Origin of the sequence: Vogesella indigofera (genome assembly GCF_028548395.1) — a bacterium.
GTDB classification, from domain to species: Bacteria; Pseudomonadota; Gammaproteobacteria; order Burkholderiales; family Chromobacteriaceae; genus Vogesella; species Vogesella indigofera_A.
The window spans coordinates 61697-85173 of record NZ_JAQQLA010000010.1; the positions used below are offsets into that span (position 1 = coordinate 61697).

General features: G+C 67.2%; 20 protein-coding genes and 1 other RNA gene. 18 read left to right on the forward strand and 3 right to left on the reverse strand.

Annotation, left to right across the window (positions count from 1 at the left end):
* The first annotated feature begins 3 nt into the window (after positions 1–3).
* The 10 genes from rnpB to PQU89_RS15125 all read left to right on the forward strand — a co-directional run bounded on the left by rnpB (position 4) and on the right by PQU89_RS15125 (position 9502).
* Positions 4–453, forward strand: an RNA gene (rnpB, locus tag PQU89_RS15080) — RNase P RNA component class A.
* Positions 454–631: 178 nt separating this feature from the next.
* Positions 632–1672, forward strand: coding sequence for a tRNA dihydrouridine synthase DusB (gene dusB / locus PQU89_RS15085; protein ID WP_272766543.1), 1041 nt, complete (start codon positions 632–634; stop codon positions 1670–1672).
* Between the two features lie 23 nt (positions 1673–1695).
* Positions 1696–1935, forward strand: a complete 240-nt coding sequence (fis, locus tag PQU89_RS15090) for a DNA-binding transcriptional regulator Fis (protein WP_047968348.1) — start codon at positions 1696–1698, stop codon at positions 1933–1935.
* A gap of 183 nt (positions 1936–2118) precedes the next feature.
* Positions 2119–3696 carry a bifunctional phosphoribosylaminoimidazolecarboxamide formyltransferase/IMP cyclohydrolase gene (gene purH, locus PQU89_RS15095; protein ID WP_272766544.1) on the forward strand — a complete coding sequence of 526 codons (1578 nt, stop codon included), beginning with the start codon at positions 2119–2121 and terminating at the stop codon, positions 3694–3696.
* Positions 3697–3769: 73 nt separating this feature from the next.
* Positions 3770–5047, forward strand: coding sequence for a phosphoribosylamine--glycine ligase (gene purD, locus PQU89_RS15100; protein WP_272766545.1), 1278 nt, complete (start codon positions 3770–3772; stop codon positions 5045–5047).
* Between the two features lie 130 nt (positions 5048–5177).
* A complete protein-coding gene (locus PQU89_RS15105; RefSeq protein WP_272766546.1) occupies positions 5178–5903 on the forward strand; it encodes a substrate-binding periplasmic protein in 726 nt (241 codons plus the stop codon).
* A gap of 59 nt (positions 5904–5962) precedes the next feature.
* Positions 5963–6535, forward strand: coding sequence for an L-threonylcarbamoyladenylate synthase type 1 TsaC (gene tsaC / locus PQU89_RS15110; protein ID WP_272766547.1), 573 nt, complete (start codon positions 5963–5965; stop codon positions 6533–6535).
* A 20-nt stretch (positions 6536–6555) separates the two neighbouring features.
* On the forward strand, positions 6556–7224 hold the full coding sequence (gene tolQ, locus PQU89_RS15115; protein WP_189354228.1) for a protein TolQ: 669 nt from the start codon (positions 6556–6558) through the stop codon (positions 7222–7224).
* 121 nt (positions 7225–7345) lie between these two features.
* The gene (locus PQU89_RS15120) at positions 7346–7969 is read left to right on the forward strand and encodes a glutathione S-transferase family protein (RefSeq protein ID WP_272766548.1); all 624 of its coding nucleotides are present in this window, start codon (positions 7346–7348) and stop codon (positions 7967–7969) included.
* 153 nt (positions 7970–8122) lie between these two features.
* Positions 8123–9502, forward strand: a complete 1380-nt coding sequence (locus PQU89_RS15125) for a class II fumarate hydratase (protein WP_272766549.1) — start codon at positions 8123–8125, stop codon at positions 9500–9502.
* Between the two features lie 126 nt (positions 9503–9628).
* Here PQU89_RS15125 and PQU89_RS15130 read toward each other — a convergent pair whose 3' ends face one another.
* Both PQU89_RS15130 and PQU89_RS15135 read right to left on the reverse strand, forming a co-directional pair.
* Positions 9629–11071, reverse strand: coding sequence for a methyl-accepting chemotaxis protein (locus tag PQU89_RS15130; RefSeq protein ID WP_272766550.1), 1443 nt, complete (start codon positions 11069–11071; stop codon positions 9629–9631).
* Positions 11068–11610, reverse strand: coding sequence for a PAS domain-containing protein (locus PQU89_RS15135; RefSeq protein WP_272766551.1), 543 nt, complete (start codon positions 11608–11610; stop codon positions 11068–11070). Before PQU89_RS15135 ends, PQU89_RS15130 begins: the two co-directional genes overlap by 4 nt.
* Positions 11611–11865: 255 nt before the next feature.
* Between PQU89_RS15135 and yedA the strand changes: the two genes are divergently transcribed.
* From yedA to nagE, 6 genes are all read left to right on the forward strand, one after another.
* The gene (gene yedA, locus PQU89_RS15140) at positions 11866–12738 is read left to right on the forward strand and encodes a drug/metabolite exporter YedA (RefSeq protein WP_272766552.1); all 873 of its coding nucleotides are present in this window, start codon (positions 11866–11868) and stop codon (positions 12736–12738) included.
* 384 nt (positions 12739–13122) lie between these two features.
* Positions 13123–13857: a GntR family transcriptional regulator gene (locus PQU89_RS15145; protein WP_272766553.1), complete on the forward strand. Its 735-nt coding sequence runs from the start codon at positions 13123–13125 to the stop codon at positions 13855–13857.
* Positions 13854–14978 (forward strand): N-acetylglucosamine-6-phosphate deacetylase, encoded by a 1125-nt coding sequence (gene nagA / locus PQU89_RS15150; RefSeq protein WP_272766554.1) that lies wholly within the window; start codon positions 13854–13856, stop codon positions 14976–14978. Before PQU89_RS15145 ends, nagA begins: the two co-directional genes overlap by 4 nt.
* The gene (locus tag PQU89_RS15155; RefSeq protein ID WP_272766581.1) at positions 14971–15981 is read left to right on the forward strand and encodes an SIS domain-containing protein; all 1011 of its coding nucleotides are present in this window, start codon (positions 14971–14973) and stop codon (positions 15979–15981) included. The genes nagA and PQU89_RS15155 overlap by 8 nt, the downstream gene beginning before the upstream one ends.
* A gap of 120 nt (positions 15982–16101) precedes the next feature.
* On the forward strand, positions 16102–18624 hold the full coding sequence (gene ptsP, locus PQU89_RS15160; protein WP_272766555.1) for a phosphoenolpyruvate--protein phosphotransferase: 2523 nt from the start codon (positions 16102–16104) through the stop codon (positions 18622–18624).
* Positions 18625–18703: 79 nt separating this feature from the next.
* On the forward strand, positions 18704–20350 hold the full coding sequence (gene nagE / locus PQU89_RS15165) for an N-acetylglucosamine-specific PTS transporter subunit IIBC (RefSeq protein ID WP_272766556.1): 1647 nt from the start codon (positions 18704–18706) through the stop codon (positions 20348–20350).
* A 79-nt stretch (positions 20351–20429) separates the two neighbouring features.
* Here nagE and PQU89_RS15170 read toward each other — a convergent pair whose 3' ends face one another.
* Positions 20430–20948, reverse strand: a complete 519-nt coding sequence (locus tag PQU89_RS15170) for an RDD family protein (protein ID WP_120812389.1) — start codon at positions 20946–20948, stop codon at positions 20430–20432.
* A gap of 234 nt (positions 20949–21182) precedes the next feature.
* Between PQU89_RS15170 and ilvB the strand changes: the two genes are divergently transcribed.
* Together ilvB and ilvN are read left to right on the forward strand one after the other, a co-directional pair.
* Positions 21183–22949 (forward strand): biosynthetic-type acetolactate synthase large subunit, encoded by a 1767-nt coding sequence (gene ilvB / locus PQU89_RS15175; protein ID WP_272758535.1) that lies wholly within the window; start codon positions 21183–21185, stop codon positions 22947–22949.
* A gap of 9 nt (positions 22950–22958) precedes the next feature.
* The gene (ilvN, locus tag PQU89_RS15180; RefSeq protein ID WP_189375149.1) at positions 22959–23450 is read left to right on the forward strand and encodes an acetolactate synthase small subunit; all 492 of its coding nucleotides are present in this window, start codon (positions 22959–22961) and stop codon (positions 23448–23450) included.
* The last annotated feature ends 27 nt before the right edge of the window (positions 23451–23477 follow it).

A 23477-nucleotide genomic window follows, 5' to 3' on the forward strand; every position in this document is an offset into this window, starting at 1 on the left:
CGGGAAGTCGGCCAGGCAGTCGCCGCGTGCTTGCACGGGGAGGAAAGTCCGGGCTCCAAAGGGCAGGATGCTGGCTAACGGCCAGGCGTCGTGAGGCGACGGAAAGTGGAACAGAGAGCTGAACCGCCGATGGCCGGATGTGTCACCCGCAAGGGTGCGCATCGTACTGTTCAGGGCAGAATACGCGCTGCGTGCAGCGTACGTTTTGCGTTAGTGCTGGTTCGCCAGCCCGCTGACAGCGGCACAGGCAAGGGTGAAAAGGTGCGGTAAGAGCGCACCGCGGACGTAGCGATACGGACGGCAGGCTAAACCCCATCCGGAGCAAGACCAAATAGGGGTACATTGGCGTGGCCCGCGCTGTACCCGGGTAGGTTGCTTGAGCTTGTCGGTAACGGCAAGACTAGAGGAATGACTGTCCAACGACAAAACCCGGCTTATCGACCGACTTCCCACCCCCATCCCTTCCGCAATATCCCCCGTTTTTCACTTGTCATGCAGCCGGCCGCCAGCGGCCATGGCCGCGCAGCAGCCGGCGTTGTTTTAGCTTAAAAAATAAGCAAAAAGGTTTTTACCGCCTGCACAAAAGGCAGTACAATGGCCGCCCTTTCGCCCTCCATGTCTTTCTTTTGCAATGCAAATCGGCCCTTACACGCTCAAGAACCAGCTGATCGTTGCCCCCATGGCGGGTGTCACCGACCGGCCGTTCCGCATGCTGTGCAAGAGACTGGGCGCCGGCATGGCGGTGTCGGAGATGATCACCGCCAACAAGACCTTGTGGACCACCAAGAAAACCCTGCTGCGCGCCGACCACAGCGGCGAAGTGGAGCCCATCGTGGTGCAGATCGCCGGTGGTGACGCGGCGATGCTGGCCGAGGCGGCGCAGCTGAACGTGGCGCGCGGTGCGCAGATCATCGACATCAACATGGGCTGCCCGGCGAAGAAGGTGTGCAATGTCGCCGCCGGCTCCGCGCTGCTGCGCGACCTCGACAACGTTGGCCGCATCCTAGACGCGGTGGTGCGCGCGGTGGACGTGCCGGTGACGCTGAAGACCCGTACCGGCTGGAGCAGCGAGGTCAAGACCGCGCTGCAGGTGGCGAAGATGGCCGAGGACGCCGGCATCGCGGCGCTGGCACTGCACGGCCGCACCCGCGAGGACATGTACCGCGGTGCCGCCGAGTACGACACCATCGCCGCGGTGAAGCGGGCGGTGGCTATCCCGGTGATCGCCAACGGCGACATCGACAGCCCGCACAAGGCGAAGCAGGTGCTGGACGCGACCGGCGCCGACGCGATCATGATCGGCCGCGCCGCACAGGGGCGGCCGTGGATTTTCCGCGAGATCCAGCACTTCCTGGATACCGGCGAGACGCTGCTGCCGCCGCGCATCAGCGAGATCGACGACATCATGCAGGGCCACCTCGACGAGCTGTACCGTTTTTACGGCGAATATTCCGGCTGCCGCATCGCGCGCAAGCACATCGCCTGGTACACCCGCGGCCTGCGTGGCAGCAACGAATTCCGTCAGGCGATGTACGCGCTGGAATCGACCAGTGCACAGCGCCAGGCAGTGGCACAGTATTTTGCAACGCTTGCGACCCGTTCCGAGCGGCTGGAGTACGTGTCCACCGGACCGCACGAGGACGAGGACGCGACAGCGTGTGCGGGCGATTAAGCAACAATACGAAGCGGCAAACCATGAACAACAATAACGACGATATTTCCCATTGCGTCAGGCTGGCGATGGAGCAGTACTTCCGCGATCTGGACGGCGAGATGCCGGCCGCCATCTATGACATGGTGCTGGCGCGGGTGGAAAAACCGCTGCTGGAGGTGGTACTCAACCACACCCAGGGCAACCAGACGCGCGCCGCCGAGCTGCTCGGCCTCAACCGCAACACGCTGCGCAAGAAGATGAAGTCGTACGACCTGATTTGAAACCGAAGCCATCCGCCGTCGCGGATGGCTTTTTTTGGATAGCGAACTCCCCTGCAGCGCAGGGGCGGGGGACGGGATCACCAGCACCGGGCGGCGCCAGCGCGCCGGCCGGTATACAGCAAGATTTGAGTTGGCCGCGGGCGTGCCCGTTGCCACGTTTTACTTTGAAGGCGGTAGAAAACCATGACCAAGATCGAACGTGCGCTGATCAGCGTTTCTGACAAAACCGGCGTACTGGCATTTGCCCAGGCGCTGGCAGGCTTTGGCGTTGAAATCCTGTCCACCGGCGGGACTTCCAAACTGTTGCGTGACGCCGGCGTGCCGGTGATCGACGTGTCCGACTACACCGGCTTCCCGGAAATGCTGGACGGCCGGGTCAAGACCCTGCACCCGAAAGTGCACGGCGGCATCCTCGGCCGTCGCGACCTGCCGGAACATGTCGCCACCATGAAGGAACACGGCATCGGCAACATCGACCTGGTATGCGTGAACCTCTACCCGTTCGAAGCCACCATCGCCAACCCGGACTGCCCGCTGGAAGACGCCATCGAGAACATCGACATCGGCGGCCCGACCATGGTGCGCTCCGCCGCCAAGAACTGGCAGCACGTGGCCATCGTCACCGATGCCGCTGATTACGAAACGTTGGCCGCAGAAATGACGGCCAATGGCGGCAAGCTGTCCAAGCTGACCCGCCTGAACCTGTCGAAGAAGGCGTTCACCCACACCGCCGCCTACGACGGCGCGATCTCCAACTACCTGACCAGCCTGGTGGAAGGCGTGGACAGCGGCGTGCCGGAACGCGTGGCGTTCCCGAACCGCCTGAACGCGCAGTTCATCAAGGTGCAGGACATGCGCTACGGCGAGAACCCGCACCAGGCCGCCGCCTTCTACCGCGACCTCGACCCGGCCGCCGGCACCATCGCCGGCTACCGCCAGCTGCAGGGCAAGGAACTGTCCTACAACAACATCGCCGACGCCGATGCGGCGTGGGAAGCGGTGAAGACCTTCGACGCACCGGCCTGTGTCATCGTCAAGCACGCCAACCCGTGCGGCGTGGCCATCGCCAGCGACACCCTGAGCGCCTACAAGCTGGCGTTCGCCACCGACACCACCAGCGCCTTCGGCGGCATCATCGCCTTCAACCGTCCGGTGGATGCCGAAACCGTTGAAGCCGTGACCGGCCAGTTCCTGGAAGTGCTGATGGCACCGGCGTTCACCGACGAAGCCAAGGCCATCATCGCCGCCAAGAAAAACGTGCGCGTGCTGGAGATCCCGCTGGAAGCCGGTGCCAACCGCTTCGAGCTGAAGCGCGTCGGCGGCGGCGTGCTGGTGCAGACCCCGGACATCCGCAACGTCGGCCTCGACGAGCTGCGCGTGGTGACCAAGCGTGCGCCGACCGAACAGGAAATGGCCGACCTGCTGTTCGCCTGGCGCGTCGCCAAGTACGTGAAGTCCAACGCGATTGTTTTCTGCAAGAACGGCCAGACCGCCGGTATCGGCGCCGGCCAGATGAGCCGCGTCGACTCCACCCGCATCGCCGCGCGCAAGGCGCAGGACGCCGGCCTCAGCCTGATCGGTGCCGTGGCCTCCAGTGACGCGTTCTTCCCGTTCCGCGACGGCATCGATGTCATCGCCGAGCAGGGCATCAAGGCCATCATCCAGCCGGGCGGCTCCATGCGTGACGACGAAGTGTTCGCCGCCGCCGACGAGCACGGCATCGCCATGGTGCTGACCGGCGTGCGCCACTTCCGCCACTAATCTTCAATCGTTGCAAAGGTTGGCCGCAGCCTGCGGCCAACCGTGGCAGACCCGACCTCAAGGAAGCTGAGTCATGAAAGTACTCGTTATCGGTGCCGGCGGCCGCGAACACGCGCTGGCCTGGCGTGTGGCGCAATCGCCGCGCGTGTCCAAGGTATTCGTGGCGCCGGGTAACGCCGGTACCGCGCTCGATCCGCACCTGAGCAATGTCGCGATCAGCGCCATTCCCGAGCTGATCGAGTTTGTAAAGAACGAGCAGATCGAACTGACCGTGGTCGGCCCGGAAGCGCCGCTGGCCGCTGGCGTGGTCGATGCCTTCCGCGCCGCCGGACTGAAGATCTTCGGCCCGACGCAGTACTGCGCACAGCTGGAAAGCTCCAAGGACTTCGCCAAGGCGTTCATGCAGCGCCACGGCATCCCCACCGCAGGCTACGAAACCTTCAGCGATGCCGCCGCCGCTCACGACTACGTTGCCCGCAAGGGTGCGCCGATCGTGATCAAGGCCGACGGCCTGGCCGCCGGCAAGGGCGTGGTGGTGGCGATGACGCTGGACGAGGCACACGCCGCCATCGACGACATGCTGCTGGGCAACAAGATGGGTGACGCCGGCTCGCGCGTGGTGATCGAGGACTTCCTCGAAGGCGAGGAAGCCAGCTTCATCGTGATGGTCGACGGCGACAACGTGCTGGCGATGGCCACCAGCCAGGACCACAAGCGCCTGCTCGACGGCGACATGGGTCCCAACACCGGCGGCATGGGCGCCTACAGCCCGGCACCGGTGGTGACGCCGGAAGTGCACCACCGCGCGATGCGCGACATCATCCTGCCGACGGTGCGCGGCATGAAGGCCGACGGCCACAGCTACACCGGCTTCCTGTACGCCGGGCTGATGATCGACAAGCAGGGGAACCCGTACACCATCGAGTTCAACTGCCGCTTCGGCGATCCGGAAACGCAGCCGATCATGGCGCGCCTGAAATCCGACTTCACCGTACTGCTGGAGGCCGGCATCAACGGCACCCTCGACAAGGTGGAAGCGGAGTGGGACCGCCGTGTGGCGATGGGCGTGGTACTGGCTGCCGCCGGCTACCCGGACGCGCCGCGCAAGGGTGACGTGATCAGCGCCATCCCGGCCGCTACCGACGACACCATCACCTTCCACGCCGGCAGCAGCGTCAACGATGCCGGCCAGCTGGTCACCAGCGGCGGCCGCGTGCTGTGTGTGGTCGGCCTCGGCGACAGCGTGCGCGTGGCACAGCAGAAGGCGTACGCGGTCGCCGACCAGATCCAGTTCGCCGGCAAGCAGCTGCGCCGCGACATCGGCAACCGCGCGCTGAACCGCGCCAAGTAAGGCGCGACGGCAGACAGGCAACGGCACCTTCGGGTGCCGTTTTTCATGGTTGCCGCCACGCCAAAGCGGGCGGCGGCACGTCGCGCGGGCGGTCTACACTGCAGTAAGCGTTGGCAAGAAAGGGCGTGCCATGAACTTCCTGCGTCGTGTTGGCCTGCTGTGTTGCCTGGCGCTGCCCTTGCACGCCGCCGAACCGCTGCAGCTGCGGCTGCTGACCGAGGACTACCCGCCGTTCAACATGCAACTGCCGGACGGCCGGATCGGCGGCCTGTCCAGCGACATCGTGCGCGAGATCCTGCGCCGCGCCGGCATCGGCTACCGCATCGAACTGCTGCCGTGGGTGCGCGCCTACAACAGCGCGGTGCTGGAGCCGAACACCTGCGTCTACTCCACCACCCGCAGCGAGCAGCGCGAGCACCAGCTGAAGTGGATCGGCCCGGTGGTGGAAAACCCGTGGGTGCTGTACGGCCGCGACGACGGGCCGCAGGAACTGAGCAATCTGGAGGCGGCACGGCGCTACCGGCTGGGCGGCTATTCCGGCGACGCGGTGGCGCAGTACCTGATCAGCCGCGGCTTCGAGGTCGACCTGGCGTCCAACGACGTGCAGAACCTGCGCAAGCTGCTCGCCGGCCGCATCGACCTGTGGGCGACCGGCAAGTACCTCGGCGCCGCGCTGGTGGCGCGCGAAAAGACCGTCAGGCTGCGCCCGCTGCTGACCTTCAACACCACCTTCCTCTACCTCGCCTGCAACCAGATGATGGCGGACGGCACGGTACGGCTGCTCAACGAGCACCTGCGAGGGATGCACAAAGACGGCACAGTGGCTAGAATCAACGCCCAATACCTGAACGACTGAACGGAACCCGCCGCGGCGCGCGCGGTCTGTCCGGTCATGACCTTGCGACCTGCCATTACGTGAACCGTCCATTTCCCCGTCTGCCCCGCCACGGGCAACAGCATGCCGCACGAGGCCACCTGCAGCAGGGTGGCGTGATCGCCTATGCCACCGAGTCCTGCTTCGGGCTGGGCTGCGATCCGTTCGACGTGCGCGCCATCCGCCGCCTACTGGCGATCAAGGCGCGCCCCAACCACAAGGGCCTGATCGTGATTGCGGCCAACCTTGAGCAGCTGCGGCCGCTGATCCGGCCGCTGACGCCGGCACAGCTGGCCGTCGTCAACCGCTACTGGCCGGGGCCGTACACCTTCTTGCTACCGGCCGCGCCACGGGTGCCGGCGCTGCTGCGCGGCCGCCACGACAAGATCGCGGTGCGCGTCACCGCCCACGGCGAGGCGGCGGCGCTGTGCCAGGCGCTGGGCCACGCCATCGTGTCAACCTCGGCCAACCGCGCCGGTCAGCGCTCGCTGAAGACGGCGCGCGGCTGTCGCCAGGCCTTCGGCGCACGGGTGCTGACGCTGCAGGGCCGCATCGGCAAGCGGCGCAAGCCCTCCACCATCATCGATCTCGATACCGGTCGCGTACTGCGCTGACCGCCAACCCAGGAGCCATCGTGCAAGAACTTTCGGTCATTGGTCTTATCCTCCACGCCAGCCTGCCGGTGCAGCTGGTGATGGCGGGGCTGGTGGTGCTGTCCCTGCTGTCGTGGGGCATCATCTTCAACAAGCTGGCGGTACTGCGCCGCGCCCGCCTCGCCACCCAGGACTTCGAGCAGCAGTTCTGGAGCGGCATCGACCTCAACCGCCTGTACGAGGACACCCGCCAGCGCCAGCACGCGGCCGGGGTGGAGAAGCTGTTCCAGGCCGGTTTTGCCGAGTTCGCCAAGCTGCGGCGCCAAGGCGGCGTCGACAATTCCGAGCAGCTGGACGGCGCCCGCCGCGCCATGCGTGCCGCCGCGCAGCGCGAGCTGGACGCGCTCGACCACCACAACAGCTTCCTCGCCACCGTCGGTTCGGTCAGCCCCTATATCGGCCTGTTCGGTACGGTGTGGGGCATCATGCACGCCTTCATCGGGCTGGGTAACGCCGGCCAGGCCACGCTGGCCACGGTGGCGCCGGGCATCGCCGAGGCGCTGATCGCCACCGCCATCGGGCTGTTCGCGGCGATCCCGGCGGTGGTGGCCTACAACCGCTTCGCCGCCGACGTCGACCGCCTCGCCGGCCGTTTCGATTCCTTCATGGAAGAGTTCTCCAACATCCTGCAAAGGTTGGCCGCACGCTGACGCGGCGTGCCGGCCGTTGCCGTCCTGCGGCGCAAGGTCCGGCTGCAGCTGATTTTCCCCCCGCAATGAGCAGTACGGCAGGCGCCAGCCGGCGCCCGGCCGCAAACGTCAAGGACACGCAATGCTGCAGATACTTGGTAGGGCATCGTCGATCAACGTGCGCAAGGTACTCTGGACCTGCGCCGAGCTGGACATCGCGTTCGAGCGCGAGGACTGGGGTGCCGGCTTCCGCTCGCCGCAGACCCCTGAATTCTTGGCGCTGAATCCCAACGCCATGGTGCCGGTGATCAAGGACGACGATTTTGTGCTGTGGGAGTCCAATACCATCATCCGCTACCTGGCGTCCCGCTACGGTAGCGAGCCGTTCTATCCGCCGCAGGCGCAGGCGAGGGCCAGGGTGGACCAATGGCTGGACTGGCAGGCCACGGATCTCAACAACTCGTGGAGCTATGCCTTCATGTCCCTGGTCCGGCACTCGCCAGCGCACCAGGACAGCGTCGCGCTGGCGCAGGCGTGCAGCACGTGGTCGCGGCATATGGCCATCCTCGAGCGCCAGCTGGACAGCACCGGAGCCTACGTCAGCGGCGACGAGTTTTCGCTCGCCGATATCGCGATCGGGCTGTCGGTACAGCGCTGGTTTGCCACCCCGCTCGAGCATCCGCCGCTGCCGGCGGTGACGGCCTATTACGAGCGGCTGAGCCAGCGGCCGGGCTACCTGCTGCACGGCAGAAACGGCACGCCGTAAGCGCCCGCCCGGCTCGCGGTGTCACACCCCGGCCGCCTAGCATCGAAGCCGACGCCCCGCGTCGGCTTTTTTCATGGCCGCAGCGCGGCGGCGCACAGGGTCTACAGTGAAGCAAGCGGCAGGCGGCCGCAGGCAACCGGCAGGAGAACGACGATGAGCGCAGTACGGATGGAACGGGACAGCATGGGCGAGTTGGCGGTGCCGGCCGACGCCCTCTACGGCGCGCAGACCCAGCGCGCGGTGCAGAATTTTCCGGTCAGCGGCCAGCGCCTGCCGGAAGAATTCATCCGCGCGCTGCTGCTGGCCAAGCTGGCGGCGGCGCGCGCCAATGTCGCGCTGGGGCAGCTGACGGCGGCGCAGGGCGACGCCATCGCCGCTGCCTGCCGCCAGCTGCTGGACGACGCGGCGCTGATGACGCACTTTCCGCTAGACGTGTACCAGACCGGCTCCGGCACCAGCAGCAACATGAACGCCAACGAGGTGATCGCCACCCTCGCCAGCCGCGCGCTGGGCAGCGCGGTAAGCGCCAACGACCACGTCAACTGCGCGCAGAGCAGCAACGACACCATCCCCAGCGCCATCCACATCGCGGCGGCGCTGGCGCTGCGCGAGCAGCTGCTGCCGGCCTTGCAGCACCTGCAGCAGACCACGCAGGCCAAGGCACTGCAGGTCGACCACCACATCAAGACCGGCCGTACCCACCTGATGGACGCGATGCCGGTGCGCCTGGGCCAGAGCCTGAACGGCTGGGCGCAGCAGATTGCGGCCAACGTTGGCCACCTGCAGCAGCTGCGGCCCAGCCTGCTGCAGCTGGCGCAGGGCGGCACCGCGGTCGGCACCGGCATCAACGCCGATCCGCGCTTCGCAGCCCGTTTCTGCCAGGAGCTGCAGGCGCTGACCGGGCTGGCGTTCGTGCCGGCGCCGGACTATTTCGCGGCGATGGGGGCGCAGGACACCGCGGTGGCGCTGTCCGGCCAGCTGCGCACCACCGCGGTGTCGCTGATGAAGATCGCCAACGACCTGCGCTGGATGAATTCCGGGCCGCTGGCCGGGCTGGGCGAGATCGAGCTGGAGGCGCTGCAGCCTGGCTCGTCCATCATGCCGGGCAAGGTCAACCCGGTGATCCCGGAGGCGACCTGCATGGTGGCGGCGCAGGTGATAGGGCTGGATGCGGCGATTGCAGTGGCAGGGCAGTCCGGCAATTTCGAGCTCAACGTGATGCTGCCGCTGATCGCCAGCAACCTGCTGGGCAGCATCGCGCTGCTGGCCAATGTGTCGCGGCTGCTGGCGGACAAGGCTATCGCCGGTTTCAGCGTCAACGAGGCGCGGCTGCAGCAGGCGCTGGCGCGCAACCCGATCCTGGTCACCGCGCTGAATCCGGTGATCGGCTACGCCCGCGCCGCCGAGATCGCCAAGCAGGCCTACCGCGAGGGCCGCGCCATCATCGATGTCGCCGCCGAGCAGACCGGCATCGACCGCGACGAGCTGGCGCGGTTGCTGGACCCGGCCAAGCTGACCCACGGCGGGCTGTGACCTTGCGGCCAACCCTGGCCGCCGTCGCACCGGCTGCGCGCCGGCGTGCGCTAGTCAAGCACGCGCCAGCAACGCGCAGGCACCGCCGCCTTGTCGCGCACGGATTTGCGAGGTGAGGACCACCGCCTAGCGCCCGCTGGCCGGCGTGCCGTCGGTGGCGGGGGCGCTGTCGGCGAGGCGGTCGAACAGCGCCAGCAGCGCGTCGCTGTGCCGTTCCAGCTCGCGCATGTCGGCGACGATGCGTGTCTCTTCCAGCGCGCCGCCGGTGGCCACGGCGCTGATGGCGCTGCTGCCGTGGCGGCGGATCTGCTCTGCCAGCCGCTGCAGCTCGGCCTGCTGCGTGCCGCTGTCCAGCGCAGCGAGGTCCAGGCCGTCGTGGTGCTCGCCCAGCGGCTTGCCTTCCTCCAGCGCGTTGTAGGCCTGCTGCTTGTACATCACGTGGCCGATCTTCTGCAGCGACAGGTGCGACTTGTTGCGCACGCTGAGCACCTGCGCCAGTACCTGGTCGGACTGGCCGGCGAGGCTGGCGAAGCGCTGGCGGAACGACTCCACCGATTCCTTGACGTGGCCGGCGACACTGCCGGCCTCGCCGGCGCGCGCCTGCATGTGGCCGATGCGGCTGGAGAGGGTGGCGAGGATGTGCTGCACGCGGTTGGCGGTGTCCTTGCTGCGTTCGGCCAGCTTGCGCACCTCGTCGGCGACCACGGCAAAGCCGCGCCCGGTCTCGCCGGCGCGCGCCGCCTCGATCGCCGCGTTCAGCGCCAGCAGGTTGGTCTGGTCGGCGATGTCGGAGATCGCCGCCAGCGAGCTTTCGATGCCCTGCCATTCGCCGGCCAGCGCGCTGCTGGCCTCGTTCATGCTGCCGACGCTGCCGACGATGGTGTCCAGCTGGGTGGACAGCTGCTCCGCGCTGTGCAGGCTGTCGCGCGCGCCGCTGGCGGTATCGCGGGTGATGCGGCCAACGTCGGCCATCGCCGCGCTGATGGCGCCGAGATCCTGCTGGCTGCTGGCGAGGTTGCTGCGCAGGTGCGGGTTGCTCAGTGCCGCCAGCTGCGACGACAGCCGGTTGCGGCGCACGAAGCTGTCGTTGTCCTGCATCGCCTGGATGGCGGTGTCCATCGCCTGCAGCGAGCTGGCCAGCACCCCGGGCAGGCCCTTGCTCAGCGGGCGGCGGCTGTAGTCGCCGGCGCTGACGCGGGCAAAGCAGGTGTTGACCTCCTTGAAGTAGGTCTCGATCTGGTCGAGGAAGTCGTTCAGCTCCCACGCCACCAGCCCGACCTCTCCGAGGTTGCGGGTGTCGGTGGCGCGATGGTGCAGCTCGCCCTTGCAGGCGAGGCCCAGCTGCAGGTGCAGTGTGTCCAGCAGGCGGAAGATGCGGCCGCAGCTGAGCCACAGGTACAGCGCCAGGCCAAGGCCGCTGAGCACCAGCAGCGCACCCAGCGCCAGGTGCAGCGTATCGTCGAGGAAGAAGCCGCTGGCCACGTAGCCGAGGGTCAGCAGGTTGGAGGCGAGCAGCCAGTAGCCCATCTGTGTGCGCAACAGTGGCGGCCATTTGCGGCGTTGTTTCATGTCGCGGCTCCCGGTTGTTCCAGCGCCAGCACGAACTGCTGGTAGCTGACTTGTTTGGCGGCCAGTTGCGCCAGCAGCCACTGCATCGACGCGTCCGGCGCCGCCGCCTTGCCGGCCTGTGCCTCAATGGTGCACATCTGCTGGTACAGCGGGCTGACTGCGGCGATGCCGGCGCGCGTCGGCTGACGCCGTACCGAGTAGTAGCCGGCCAGCGTGCGCTGCGCGGTGTAGTCGGGGGTGATGTTGGCGAACACCCAGTAGTAGTCGCCCTGCGCGGTGTAGTTTTTCACCAGGCCGAAGAATTCCTGCCCCGCCTGCAGCGTCTGCCACAGCAGGCGGTATACGCCGCGTGGCATGTCGGGGTGGCGGATCAGGTTGTGCGGCTTGCCCAGCAGCTCGTGCTCGGCGTAACCGGCGATGCGCATGAAGGTGCGGTTGGCGTAGCTGATGTGGCCGGAAGGATCGGTCTTGGTAATGATCAGGTCGTCGGGGGCCAGCTGGATTTCTCGTCCGCCGGATAGACGGGAGGATGGGCTCATGGTGCGCCTCTTGCAAAATGGGTAGCCGCCACTATACGGCGCCACCGGTAGCGGCAAGTGGCCAGCGGGCGGCCGCTTGTCCTGCGTCAACTTTGCCGCTTGTTTGCTTGGCATAGTTGCAACAGTCTGTTTCTTATTATGACAATATCGTTAAAAATCAAGGCCATGCCGTGGCGAGAACAGGCTTTTCGGCATTTGCCCCTTGTGCTGCCGCGATGCGAAAGGCATTGTTGGCAGCCCGACCGGTAGACCGCCATGAACCTGACCTCGCACCAGCTGAAACTGCTCGCCGCCTTCCTTGCCCTGTACCTGATCTGGGGCTCGACCTACTTTGCCATCCACATCGCCGTGACGTCGTGGCCGCCGTTCCTGATGGCCGGGGTGCGCTTCGTGCTGGCCGGCACGCTGATGTACGGCTACCTGCGCTGGCGCGGTGCGGCCAATCCCACGCTGGCGGAGCTGAAGGGCGCCACCCTGCTGGGTATCCTGATGCCGGCCATCGGCAACGGCTTCGTGACCCTGGCGCAGAAAGAGGTGTCCTCCGGCGTGGCGGCGCTGGTGGTGGCCACCGTGCCGCTGTTCGCCATCCTGTTCGCGCGCCTGTTCGGCCACATCCCGCGCAAGATGGAGCTGGCCGGCGTGCTGCTGGGCATCGTCGGCATCGTGGTGCTGAACATGGGCAGCAACCTGCAGGCGTCGCCGGCGGGGGCCGCGGCGCTGCTGTTCGCCTCCGCCGGCTGGGCGCTGGGCTCGGCGTGGAGCAAGCATCTGACCCAGCCCAAGGGGCTGATGTCCAGCGCGATGATGATGCTCACCGGCGGCATCGCGCTGCTGCTGGGCAGTTTCGCCAGTGGCGAGCAGCTGCTGGCGCTGCCGCCGCTGTCCGGCTGGCTGGCGATGCTGTACCTGGCCGTTTTCGGCTCGCTGATCGCCTACACCGCCTACATGTTCCTGCTGCAGCACGTCAGCGCCGCCGCCGCCACCAGCTATGCCTATGTCAATCCGGTTATCGCGGTGCTGCTGGGAGTGGGGCTGCTGGGCGAGCACATCGGCGTGGCCGAGCTGCTGTCGATGACCATCATCCTGGCCGGGGTGCTGCTGATCGGCTGGAAGAAGTCGCCGCGCTAGCTCGTATTCCCGGATGCGCTGCGCTTGTCCGGGCTACCTATCGAACCGCCCTCACGGGCGGTTTTTGTTTGCTGGCGTGCGGCCAAGGTTGGCCGCAAACACTTCCCTCACTCCCCCGGTGTTGCATTTTTGATACCTGCTTAATACCAGTTGCGCCGCTTCCCCGACTCCCCGCAGCGCCAGCACTGGCGCGGCCCGGCATTTTCCGGTGCCGATTCCCGCTGAAAATGCTGCATCGCAGCGTTGCCAATATCGGTAACTGGTCTACAACTGGTATTGACGTGGTTGGGTGGTGGTATTAATTTTGCGACAACTGAGCGGCTGGGACGGCAGGCGGCCAACACGTAAACTGATGCCTTTCCAAGACCACTTGAGGATTTCGCCATGGATGAACGCTGGCAGGCACTGAAACCGGACGAGGCGCAGAGCACGCCGCTGTACCTGCAGTTCGCCCGCAAGCTGGCCGAGGCCATCAACGCCGGCTGGTGGCAGGCCGACGAGGCGCTGCCGTCGGAACGCACCTTCTCCGACGAGTTGGGCATCTCGCGCGTTACCGCCCGCAAGGCGCTGGACGTGCTGCTGGAGCAGGGGCTGATTCGCCGCCGGCATGGCTCCGGCACCTTCATCACCCCGCGGCTGGAGCAACCGCTGTCGCGGCTGACCAGCTTCACCGAGATGCTGAAGCAGAAGGGGTTTGAACCGTCGTCGGTATGGCTGGAGCGCAGCATCGCCACGCCGACGCACGACGAGGTGATCAAGCTGGGGCTGTCGCCCACCGCGCAGGTGGTGCGGCTCAAGCGCCAGCGGCTGGCAGACGGCGTGGTGATGGCCATCGAGCAGAGCACGCTGCCGCTGGCCTACCTGCCGGACCCGCAGGCGATAGGCAGCTCGCTGTATGCCTGGCTGGATGCCGCCGGCCACCCGGTGGTGCGCGCGCTGCAGCACATCCGCGCGGTAAACGCAGGGCCGGATATCGCCGCCAGCGCCGGCATCAAGCAGGGCGAGGCGATGCTGTTGATGACGCGTATCGGCTACACCGCCGACAACGTGGCGATAGAACTGACCGACACCTGGTGTCGCAACGATTACTACGACTTTGTGGCAGAGCTGAGACGATGAACACACGGGTACTGCAGGGACGCATGCTGACTTCCGCCGGCTGGCTGGATGGCGAGCTGCATCTGGACGACAACGGCCACATCGCCGCCATCGACGGCCGCCTGGCCGGCGCGGGCACACCGGCGCGTTACCTGCTGCCCGGTTTCATCGACCTGCACGTACACGGCGGCGGCGGGGTGGACATCATGCAGGCCGGCGATGCGGCGAGCCATGTGGCGCGTACCCACGCCCGCTTTGGCACCACGTCGCTCTTGGCCACCACCATGACCGCTCCGCGCGCCGAACTGGCGCAGGTGCTGGCCGCGCTGGGCAAGGTAGCGCAAGAGCGCGTCGCCGGCAGCGCCGGCAGCGCCCGCATTCTGGGCGTGCACCTGGAAGGCCCCTACATCAACCCCGGCAAGCTGGGCGCCCAGCCGGACGACGCCGTGGCAGCGGTGATGGACGAGATCGACTACTACCGTTCGCTGGCACCGCTGAAGGTGCTGACGTTGGCGCCGGAGATCGCCGGTCACCACGAGGTGATCCGCCGCCTGAGCGCAGACGGTATCCGCGTGCAGATCGGCCACAGCCTGGGCAGTTACGAAGACGGCGTGGCCGCGCTGCAGCAAGGCGCCAGCGGCTTCACCCACCTGTTCAATGCCATGACCGGGCTGCACCACCGCGAGCCGGGCATGGTGGGCGCCGCGCTGGCGCACGCCGAATACGCCGAGCTGATCCCCGACCTGCTGCACGTGCACCCGGGGGCCATGCATGCCGCGCTGCGCGCCATTCCGCGCCTCTACTGCGTCACCGATTCCACCGCCGCCGCCGGTATGCCGGACGGCGAGTACAAGCTGGGCTCCCACACCGTGACCAAGTGCATGGGCGGGGTGCGCCTGGCCGACGGCACCCTGGCCGGCAGCACCCTGACCATGGATCAGGCGCTGCGCAATCTGGTGCAGATCGGCCTGCCGCTGGCGCAGGCCAGCAACCGGCTGTCGCTGTACCCGGCCGATTACCTGGGCGTGGCCGACCGTGGCCGGCTGGAAACCGGCGCTTGGGCCGACATCGTGGTGATGGATACAGACCTGCAACTGCAACACGTTTACGTAGAAGGAGAGTGCCTTGAGCCTGATGCTTGATGAAGCCCTGTTTGCCGCCGAGGCGGTCGCCGCCCAGCACATGTACGCCGACGAAGGGCTGGCGCTGCTGGGGCGCGAACTGGCCAAGGCGCCGCCACAGCTGGCGCTGACCGTGGCCCGTGGCAGCTCGGACCATGCGGCCAACTATTTCGCCTACCTGGCGATGCAGCGCACCGGCACCCCGGTGGTGTCGCTGCCGATGTCGCTGATCACCCTGCACCACGCGCCGCTGGCGGTGCGCGGGCAGCTGGCGGTGGCGCTGTCGCAGTCCGGCCGCAGCCCGGACCTGGTGGACACCATGGCGGCGCTGTCGCAAGCCGGCGCCCGCACCGTGGCGCTGGTGAACCAGCCGGATTCGCCGCTGGCCGCCGCCTGCGAGTGGTCGCTGCCCTTGTGCGCCGGCGCCGAGAAGAGCGTGGCCGCCACCAAGAGCTATATCGCCTCGCTGTCCGCCGTTGCCCGCTTGGTGGCGCACTGGCAGCGCGACGAAGCGCTGCTGGCGGCGCTGGAAACTCTGCCGCAGGCGCTGCAGGAGGCCACCCGCCAGGACTGGACGCCGGCCATCGAGGTACTGCAGAGCGCCGAACGCATCATGGTGGTTGGCCGCGGGCTGGGCTTTGCCGTGGCGCTGGAGGCGGCGCTGAAATTCAAGGAAACCTGCGCCATCCAGGCGGAGGCGTTCTCCGGCGCCGAGATCAAGCACGGCCCGATGGCACTGATCGACGACGGCTACCCTCTGCTGATCTTCGCGCCGCGCGGCCCGGAACAGGCCGGCCTGATCGCGCTGGCCGACGAGATGCGCCGCCGCGGCGCCCGCGTGCTGCTGGCCGCACCGGCCGATGTCGCCAGCCGCGACCTGAGCCTGGCGGTGGCTGGTGACGAGGCGCTGGACCCGCTGCTGGCGATCCAGAGCTTCTACCTGATGGCGGCACGGCTGTCCGAGGCGCGCGGGCTGAACCCGGATGAGCCACGGCACCTGAACAAGGTGACCTGCACGCTGTAAGGCGTCGCTGCCGGCGGCACCACGCCGCCACAATCCTCACAAGAACAACACACACAAGCACGACTGCGCGTACGGCTGGGGAAAGCCGCACCCGCAACACACAGAGAACGGAGGCATTCCATGTCCGCAACCATCACGCTGGCCGCGCCGTTGAGCGGCCTTGCGCTCCCCCTGTCTGCCGTGCCGGACCCGGTGTTTGCCGGCGGCATGATGGGCCAGGGCCTGGCCATCGAGCCGCTGTCGTCCACCCTGCTGGCGCCGTGCGCCGGCGAGATCGTCCAGCTGTCCGCCACCGGCCACGCGCTGACCCTGCGCGCCGTCAACGGCGCCGAGGTACTGCTGCACATCGGCATCGACACCGTGCAGCTGGGCGGCGCCGGCTTCACGCCGCTGGTGGCCAGGGGTGCGCAGGTGGTCTGCGGCCAACCCTTGATCGAGTTCGACATCGACGCCATCGCCCGCCGCGCGCCGTCGCTGCTGACCGTGGTGGTGGTCAGCAACAGCGACGCGATGACGCTGTCCGACAGCGCCAGCGGCCCGGTGCAGGCCGGTGGCGCCGGCTTGCTGACCATCCGTGCCAACAGCGCGGGTGAAGCGCTGGCGCCGGTCGCCAGCCCCGCGTCGGCCTGTCGCGACAGCGCGCGGGTGGCGCACGAAGGCGGCCTGCACGCACGCCCCAGTGCCTTGCTACAGGGTGTGGCGCGCCGTTTCGACGCGCAGCTGGACATCGAATTCAACGGCCAGCGCGCCAATGCCCGCAGCGTCACCGCGCTGATGGCGCTGGGCGTCGGCGAGGGCGACTGCGTCACCGTGCACGCCGGCGGCGCACAGGCGGCCGAAGCGCTGGCGGCGATGCTGGCCGCGCTGGAGACTGCCACTGCGGCCGGTCATGCACCGGCGGCGGCCGTGGTCACGACACCGGTTACCGCACCAGCGGCCCGCAGCGCCGGCCGGCTCGGCGGCGTCTGCGCCGCGCCGGGGATGGCAGTCGGCACCGTGGTGCTGCTGGCGCAGCAGGAGCGGGTGCTCGACGAGCATGGCCAAGGCATCGCGGCGGAACTGGCGGCGCTGACGCGGGCGCTGGCACAGGTGCAGCAGGCGGTGGCACAGGAAGTGGCGCAGGCCGCGGCGCGCGGCGCGCACGCCGAGAGCGAGATCTTCGGTGCCCATCTGGCCCTGCTGGACGACCCGCAGCTGCAGCAGGCGGCGGAGCGTTTCGTGCACGACGGTTCTAGCGCGGCGTTTGCCTACCGCCGCGCGATCCGGCAGCAGAGCGAGGTGCTGCTGGCGCTGGACAATGCGCTGCTGGCCGAGCGCGTCGCCGACCTGAGGGACCTCGAGCGCCGTGTCATCGACGCGCTGCTGGGCGCGGCGCCGGAGCTGGCCGAGCTGCCGCCGCAGGCGGTGGTGGTCGCCGACGACCTGACGCCGTCGCAGCTGACGCAGCTGCCGCGCGAACGCCTCGCCGCGCTGGTGCTGGCCCGCGGCGGTGCCAGCAACCACGTCGCCATCCTCTGCCGCGCGCTGGCGATCCCGTCGCTGGTCGCCGCCGGCGACGCGGTGCTGGCGCTGGCCGCCGGCAGCACGGTGTGGCTGGACGCCAGCGACGGCTGGCTTGATCCGGCGCCGACTGCGGCCAACCTTGCCGCCGCGCGGCAGCAGATCGCCGAGCGCGAGGCGCGGCGCGACAGCCTGCGCCGGCACGCGGCCGCCCCGGCGCGCACGCTGGACGGCGTCGCCATCGAGGTCGCCGCCAACATCGTCAACGCGGCCGAGGCCGCCGAGGCGGTGCGCCACGGCGCCGACGGCGTCGGCCTGCTGCGTACCGAATTCCTGTTTGCCCACCGCAGCGACGCCCCGGACGAAGCCGAGCAGCGTGCCGCCTGCCAGGCGGTGCTGGACGCGCTGGACGGCCGCACGGCCATCATCCGCACCCTCGACGCCGGCGGCGACAAGGAGGTGCCCTACCTGCCGCTGCCGCCGGAAGACAACCCGGCGCTGGGCCTGCGCGGCATCCGCACCGGGCTGGCGATGCCGGCGGTGCTGGACAGCCAGCTGCGCGCGCTGCTGTCGCTCACGCCGCTGTCGCGGCTGCGCATCCTGCTGCCGATGATTACCGACCTGTCCGAGCTGCAGCAGGTGCGTGCGCGCATCGACGAGCTGGCGCGCGAGATGGGGCTTAGCGAGCGGCCGCAGCTGGGAGTGATGATCGAGGTGCCGTCCGCCGCGCTGCTGGCCGAGCAGCTGGCCGCCCACGCCGACTTCCTGTCCATCGGCACCAATGACCTGACGCAGTACACGCTGGCGATGGACCGCTGCAGCCCGGCGCTGGCGGCGCGGCTGGACCCGCTGCACCCGGCGGTGCTGCGCCTGATCGAGCTCACGGTGCGCGGCGCCCGCCAGCACGGTAAGTGGGTCGGCGTCTGCGGCGCGATGGCGTCGGATCTGGCGGCGGTGCCGGTACTGCTCGGCCTCGGCGTCACCGAGCTGTCGGTCAGCCCGGCGCTGGTACCGGAGGTGAAGGCCTGCGTCCGCCAGCTGCAGCTGGCGCAGTGCCGCGAACAGGTGCAGGCGCTGCTGCAGCAAAGCTCGCCGCAGGCGGTGCGAGCGCTGCTGCAGCTGGCGGACACCGGCCAGCACTGAGCCGCACACGCAGAACACAACACAGCGTGGCGGGCCTCGCCGCCACGACTGATTCATAAACGAGGCAGAGGAGAACACAGTGAATACTACGAGCAAATTTGCCGGTATCCAGCAGCTGGGTCGCGCACTGATGCTGCCGATCGCGGTGCTGCCGGTGGCCGGCCTGCTGTTGCGGCTGGGGCAGCCCGACCTGTTGAATATCGCGGTGATGGCGCAGGCCGGCGACGCCATCTTCGGCAACCTGGCGCTGCTGTTTGCCATCGGCGTGGCGGTCGGTTTTGCGCGGGACAACAACGGCACCGCGGGCCTCGCCGGTGCCATCGGCTACCTGGTGCTGACCGCGGTGCTGAAGGTGATCGACGCCAAGATCAATATGGGCGTGCTGGCCGGCATTACCGCCGGTATCAGCGCCGGCCTGCTGTACAACCGCTACAAGGACATCGCGCTGCCGTCCTATCTCGCCTTCTTCGGCGGCAAGCGCTTCGTGCCGATCGCCACCGGCTTTGCCATGCTGCTGGCCGGCGTGGTGCTGGGCCAGGTGTGGCCGCCGGTGCAGCACGGCATCGACAGCGTCGGCCACTGGCTGATCAACGCCGGCGAGATCGGGTTGTTCATCTACGGCGTGCTCAACCGCCTGCTGATCGTCACTGGCCTGCACCACATCCTCAATTCGCTGGTGTGGTTCGTGTTCGGCAGCTTCCCCGACCCGACGATTGCCGGCAAGGTGGCCACCGGCGACCTCAACCGCTTCTTCGCCGGTGATCCGGGCGCCGGGCAATTCATGGCCGGTTTCTTCCCGGTGATGATGTTCGGCCTGCCGGCGGCGTGCCTGGCGATGTACCGCGCCGCGCTGCCGGAAAACAAGGCTGCGGTCGGCGGCATCCTGCTGTCGATGGCGCTGACCGCGATGCTCACCGGCGTTACCGAGCCGGTGGAGTTCGCCTTCATGTTCCTGGCGCCGCTGCTGTACGCGATCCACGCGGTGCTGACCGGGCTGTCGATGGCGCTGATGCACGCGCTGGACATCCGCCTCGGCTTCACCTTCTCCGCCGGCCTGTTCGACTACGCGCTGTCGGCGGGCAAGGGGCAGAATCCGCTGCTGATGCTGCCGGTGGGCGTGGCCTACTTTGCCGTCTACTACGGCGTGTTCAGCTTTTTCATCCGCAAGTACAACCTGATGACGCTGGGGCGCGAGCCGGCCGGCAGCGCACCAATTGCGGCCAACGTTGGCCGCAAGGGCAGCGCGCGCGCCGCGGGCTTCGTCGCGGCGCTGGGTGGCGCTGGCAACCTGAAGTCGGTGGATGCCTGCACCACGCGCCTGCGCCTGCAGGTGGGCCGCAACGAGCTGGTGGACGAGGCGGCGCTGAAGTCGCTGGGATCGCGCGGGCTGATCCGCCCGGCCCCCGGCAGCGTGCAGGTGGTGCTGGGGCCGGAGGCAGAAATCGTCGCCGACGAGATTCGCAGCGCGCTGGCGAGCGGCACGGTCACGGCTGAGGACATCGACCGTGCACAGTGGTTGGCGGCGCTGGGCGGTGCGGCCAACGTCAAGGCGGTGGCGCTGGTGGCCGGCAGCCGGTTGCGGGTGGAGCTGGCCGACGCCAGCCGCGTCGACAGCGCACAGCTGAGCGCGCTGGGCGCCGCCGGGGTGATGCCGCTGCCGGGCAACCTGCTGCACCTGGTGCTGGGTGCGGACGCACCGCGTTACGCGGCCGCGCTGCAGGTGTAGCCGTCTGCCGCCCGCGTCGGGCAACAAAAAAAAAGCCGCCAGACCGTACGGTCTGGCGGCTTTTTTTATGGCGATCGGCTCAGCGTTTGCGCGCCAGCGGTGGCAGCAGGCGCAGGCGGGTGCCGGCGAGGCGGTCGTGCAGGAACTGCTTGTCGTTGTCGATCAGCGCCCACAGCACCGGCAGTGCGTCCCACAGCAAGGCCACCGCCAGCGCATGCTGCCGTGATTCGAACAGCGGCTGCCACGCGGTGTAGGCCAGCGCCGGTACGCCCAGGTACAGCACCAGCGCCACCACGAAGCGCATCGCCGCGTGCGGCCAGCGCAGCGCGCCGCCATCCGCCAGCGTCAGCTGCAGCCGCCACGGCTTCATCGCCAGCGTCTGCCCGCCGCGGGTCCAGCAATAGCCGAAGTAGCCGAACATCACCAGCGCCAGGAACAGCTGCATCAGCACGCTCATCCAGCGCGCGTTGCCGCTCCACACCACCAGCGGGGTGAACAGCGCGGCCGCGACCAGCAGCACGGCGCCCAGCAGCAAAGCTTCGTAGCACAGGCTGGCCAGTCGGCGCAGCAATCCGGGGTGGGTGAAATGTTGATTCATGCCGTGAAAATAATAGTGAGGGAGTGAAAGGGCAGCGGCGGTAAAACCGGCGCAAGCAACCAGACATGGTATCAAAGCCGTCCCGTGCCGCCTACCCTGCAAAAGTGGCTGTTTTTGAATGTTTTTGGCGCTTTTTTGCACCTGCACAAAAGCGCTTGACCGCTATTTCAAACTTAAGCTAAGTTCATTCACTACGGGACATAAAACAACTACTCAGCAATCAAAGAGGCAAAGATGCAGATATCGGGCGCGGAAATCCTGGTGCGCAGCTTGCAGGCAGAAGGAGTCGAATTCGTTTTCGGCTACCCCGGCGGCGCGGTACTTGAGATATATGATGCAATTTTCAGGCAGCAAGAGTTCAAGCATGTGCTGGTGCGCCACGAGCAGGCCGCGGTGCACGCCGCGGACGCCTACTCGCGCTCCTGTGACAAGGTCGGCGTGGCGCTGGTCACTTCCGGCCCGGGTGCCACCAATGCGGTGACCGGCATTGCCACCGCCTACATGGACTCGGTGCCGATGGTGGTGATCTCCGGCCAGGTGTCGACGCCGGCCATCGGCCTCGACGCGTTCCAGGAAGTGGACATGGTCGGTATCACCCGTCCATGCGTGAAGCACAACTTCCTGGTCAAGGACATCAACGAGCTGGCCACCACCATCAAGAAGGCGTTCTACATTGCCGCCACCGGTCGCCCCGGTCCGGTGGTGGTGGACATCCCGAAAGACGTGACCCAGCAGCTGGCCGAATTCCACTACCCGGAAAGCGTGAGCATCCGCTCCTACGTGCCGGTCACCCGTGGCCATCCCGGCCAGATCAAGAAGGCCGCCAGCCTGCTGGCCGAAGCCAAGCGCCCGTACATCTACATCGGTGGCGGCGCAGTGCAGGGCGGTGCCTCGGCCGAAGTGACCGAGCTGGTGCGCATGCTGGGCCTGCCGTGTACCAACACGCTGATGGGCCTGGGCGCCTATCCCGGCGACGATCGCCAGTGTCTGGGCATGCTCGGCATGCACGGCACCTACGAAGCCAATATGGCGATGCAGTACTGCGACGTGCTGATCGCCGTCGGCGCCCGTTTCGACGACCGCGTGATCAGCGTGCCGTCGCACTTCCTGGCGCAGCCGAAGAAGATCGTGCACATCGACATCGACCCGTCCTCCATCGCCAAGCGCGTGAAGGTGGACGTGCCCATCGTCGGTGACGTGAAACACGTGCTGCGCGACCTGATCGACCTGATGAAGCAGAACGGGCAGCGCCCGGATGCGGCCAACCTCGCCGGCTGGTGGAAGCAGATCGAGCAATGGCGCAGCTACAACAGCCTGCTGTACACCCCGTCGACCGAGTTCATCAAGCCGCAGTCGGTGGTGCAGAAGCTGTACGAGATTACCGGCGGCGACGCCATCATCACCTCCGACGTCGGCCAGCACCAGATGTGGGCGGCGCAGTACTACCCGTTCAAGCGCCCGAAACAATGGCTGAACTCCGGCGGTTTGGGTACCATGGGTTTCGGCCTGCCGGCCGCCATCGGCGCGCAGCTGGCCAACCCGAATGCGCAGGTGGCCTGCATTACCGGCGAAGGCTCGATCCAGATGAACATCCAGGAGCTGTCCACCGCCAAGCAGTACCACACGCCGGTGAAGGTGATTGCGCTGAACAACCGCTACCTGGGCATGGTGCGCCAGTGGCAGGAGTTCTTCTACGGCACGCGGTACGCCGAGTCCTATATGGATGCACTACCGGATTTCGTCGGCATCGCCGAGGCCTACGGCCACGTCGGCATGAAGATCGAGAACCCGGCCGATGTCGAGGGTGCGTTGCGTGAAGCATTCAGCCCGGCATTGAAAGAGCGTCTGGTGTTCATGGACTTCCGTACCGACCAGTCCGAAAACGTGTTCCCGATGATCCAGAACGGCAAGGGTCTGGACCAGATGGATCTGCCGCCGCACATGCGCGAGCTGCAGATTGCTCCTTTCGAGAACAACCGTGACTACGGCAACATGTGCTAAGGCAGTGGCATGAGACATATACTTTCGATTTTGCTGGAAAACGAAGCGGGCGCGCTGTCGCGAGTAGTGGGACTTTTCTCCGCACGCGCTTACAATATCGATTCACTGACGGTGTCGACTACCGAAGACCCGACACTGTCACGGATGACCATCGTCACCCACGGGTCCGACGAAGTCATCGAACAGATCACCAAGCAGCTCAACAAGCTGATCGAGGTGGTCAAGGTGATTGACCTCAACGAGTCCGACCATATCGAACGCGAGATGATGTTGATCAAGGTCCGTGCCACCGGCAAGGATCGGGAAGAAATGAAGCGGATGGCTGACATCTTCCGTGGTCGCATCATCGACGTGACGGAAAAGACCTACACCATCGAGCTCACCGGTACGAGCGACAAGCTGGGCGCCTTTATCGAGGCGATCGACCGTTCAGTGATCCTGGAAACGGTGCGTACCGGTGCATCCGGAATTGGTCGCGGCGAACGTATTTTGAAGATCTGAATCACCGGGGCGGCCATCAGCTGCCCT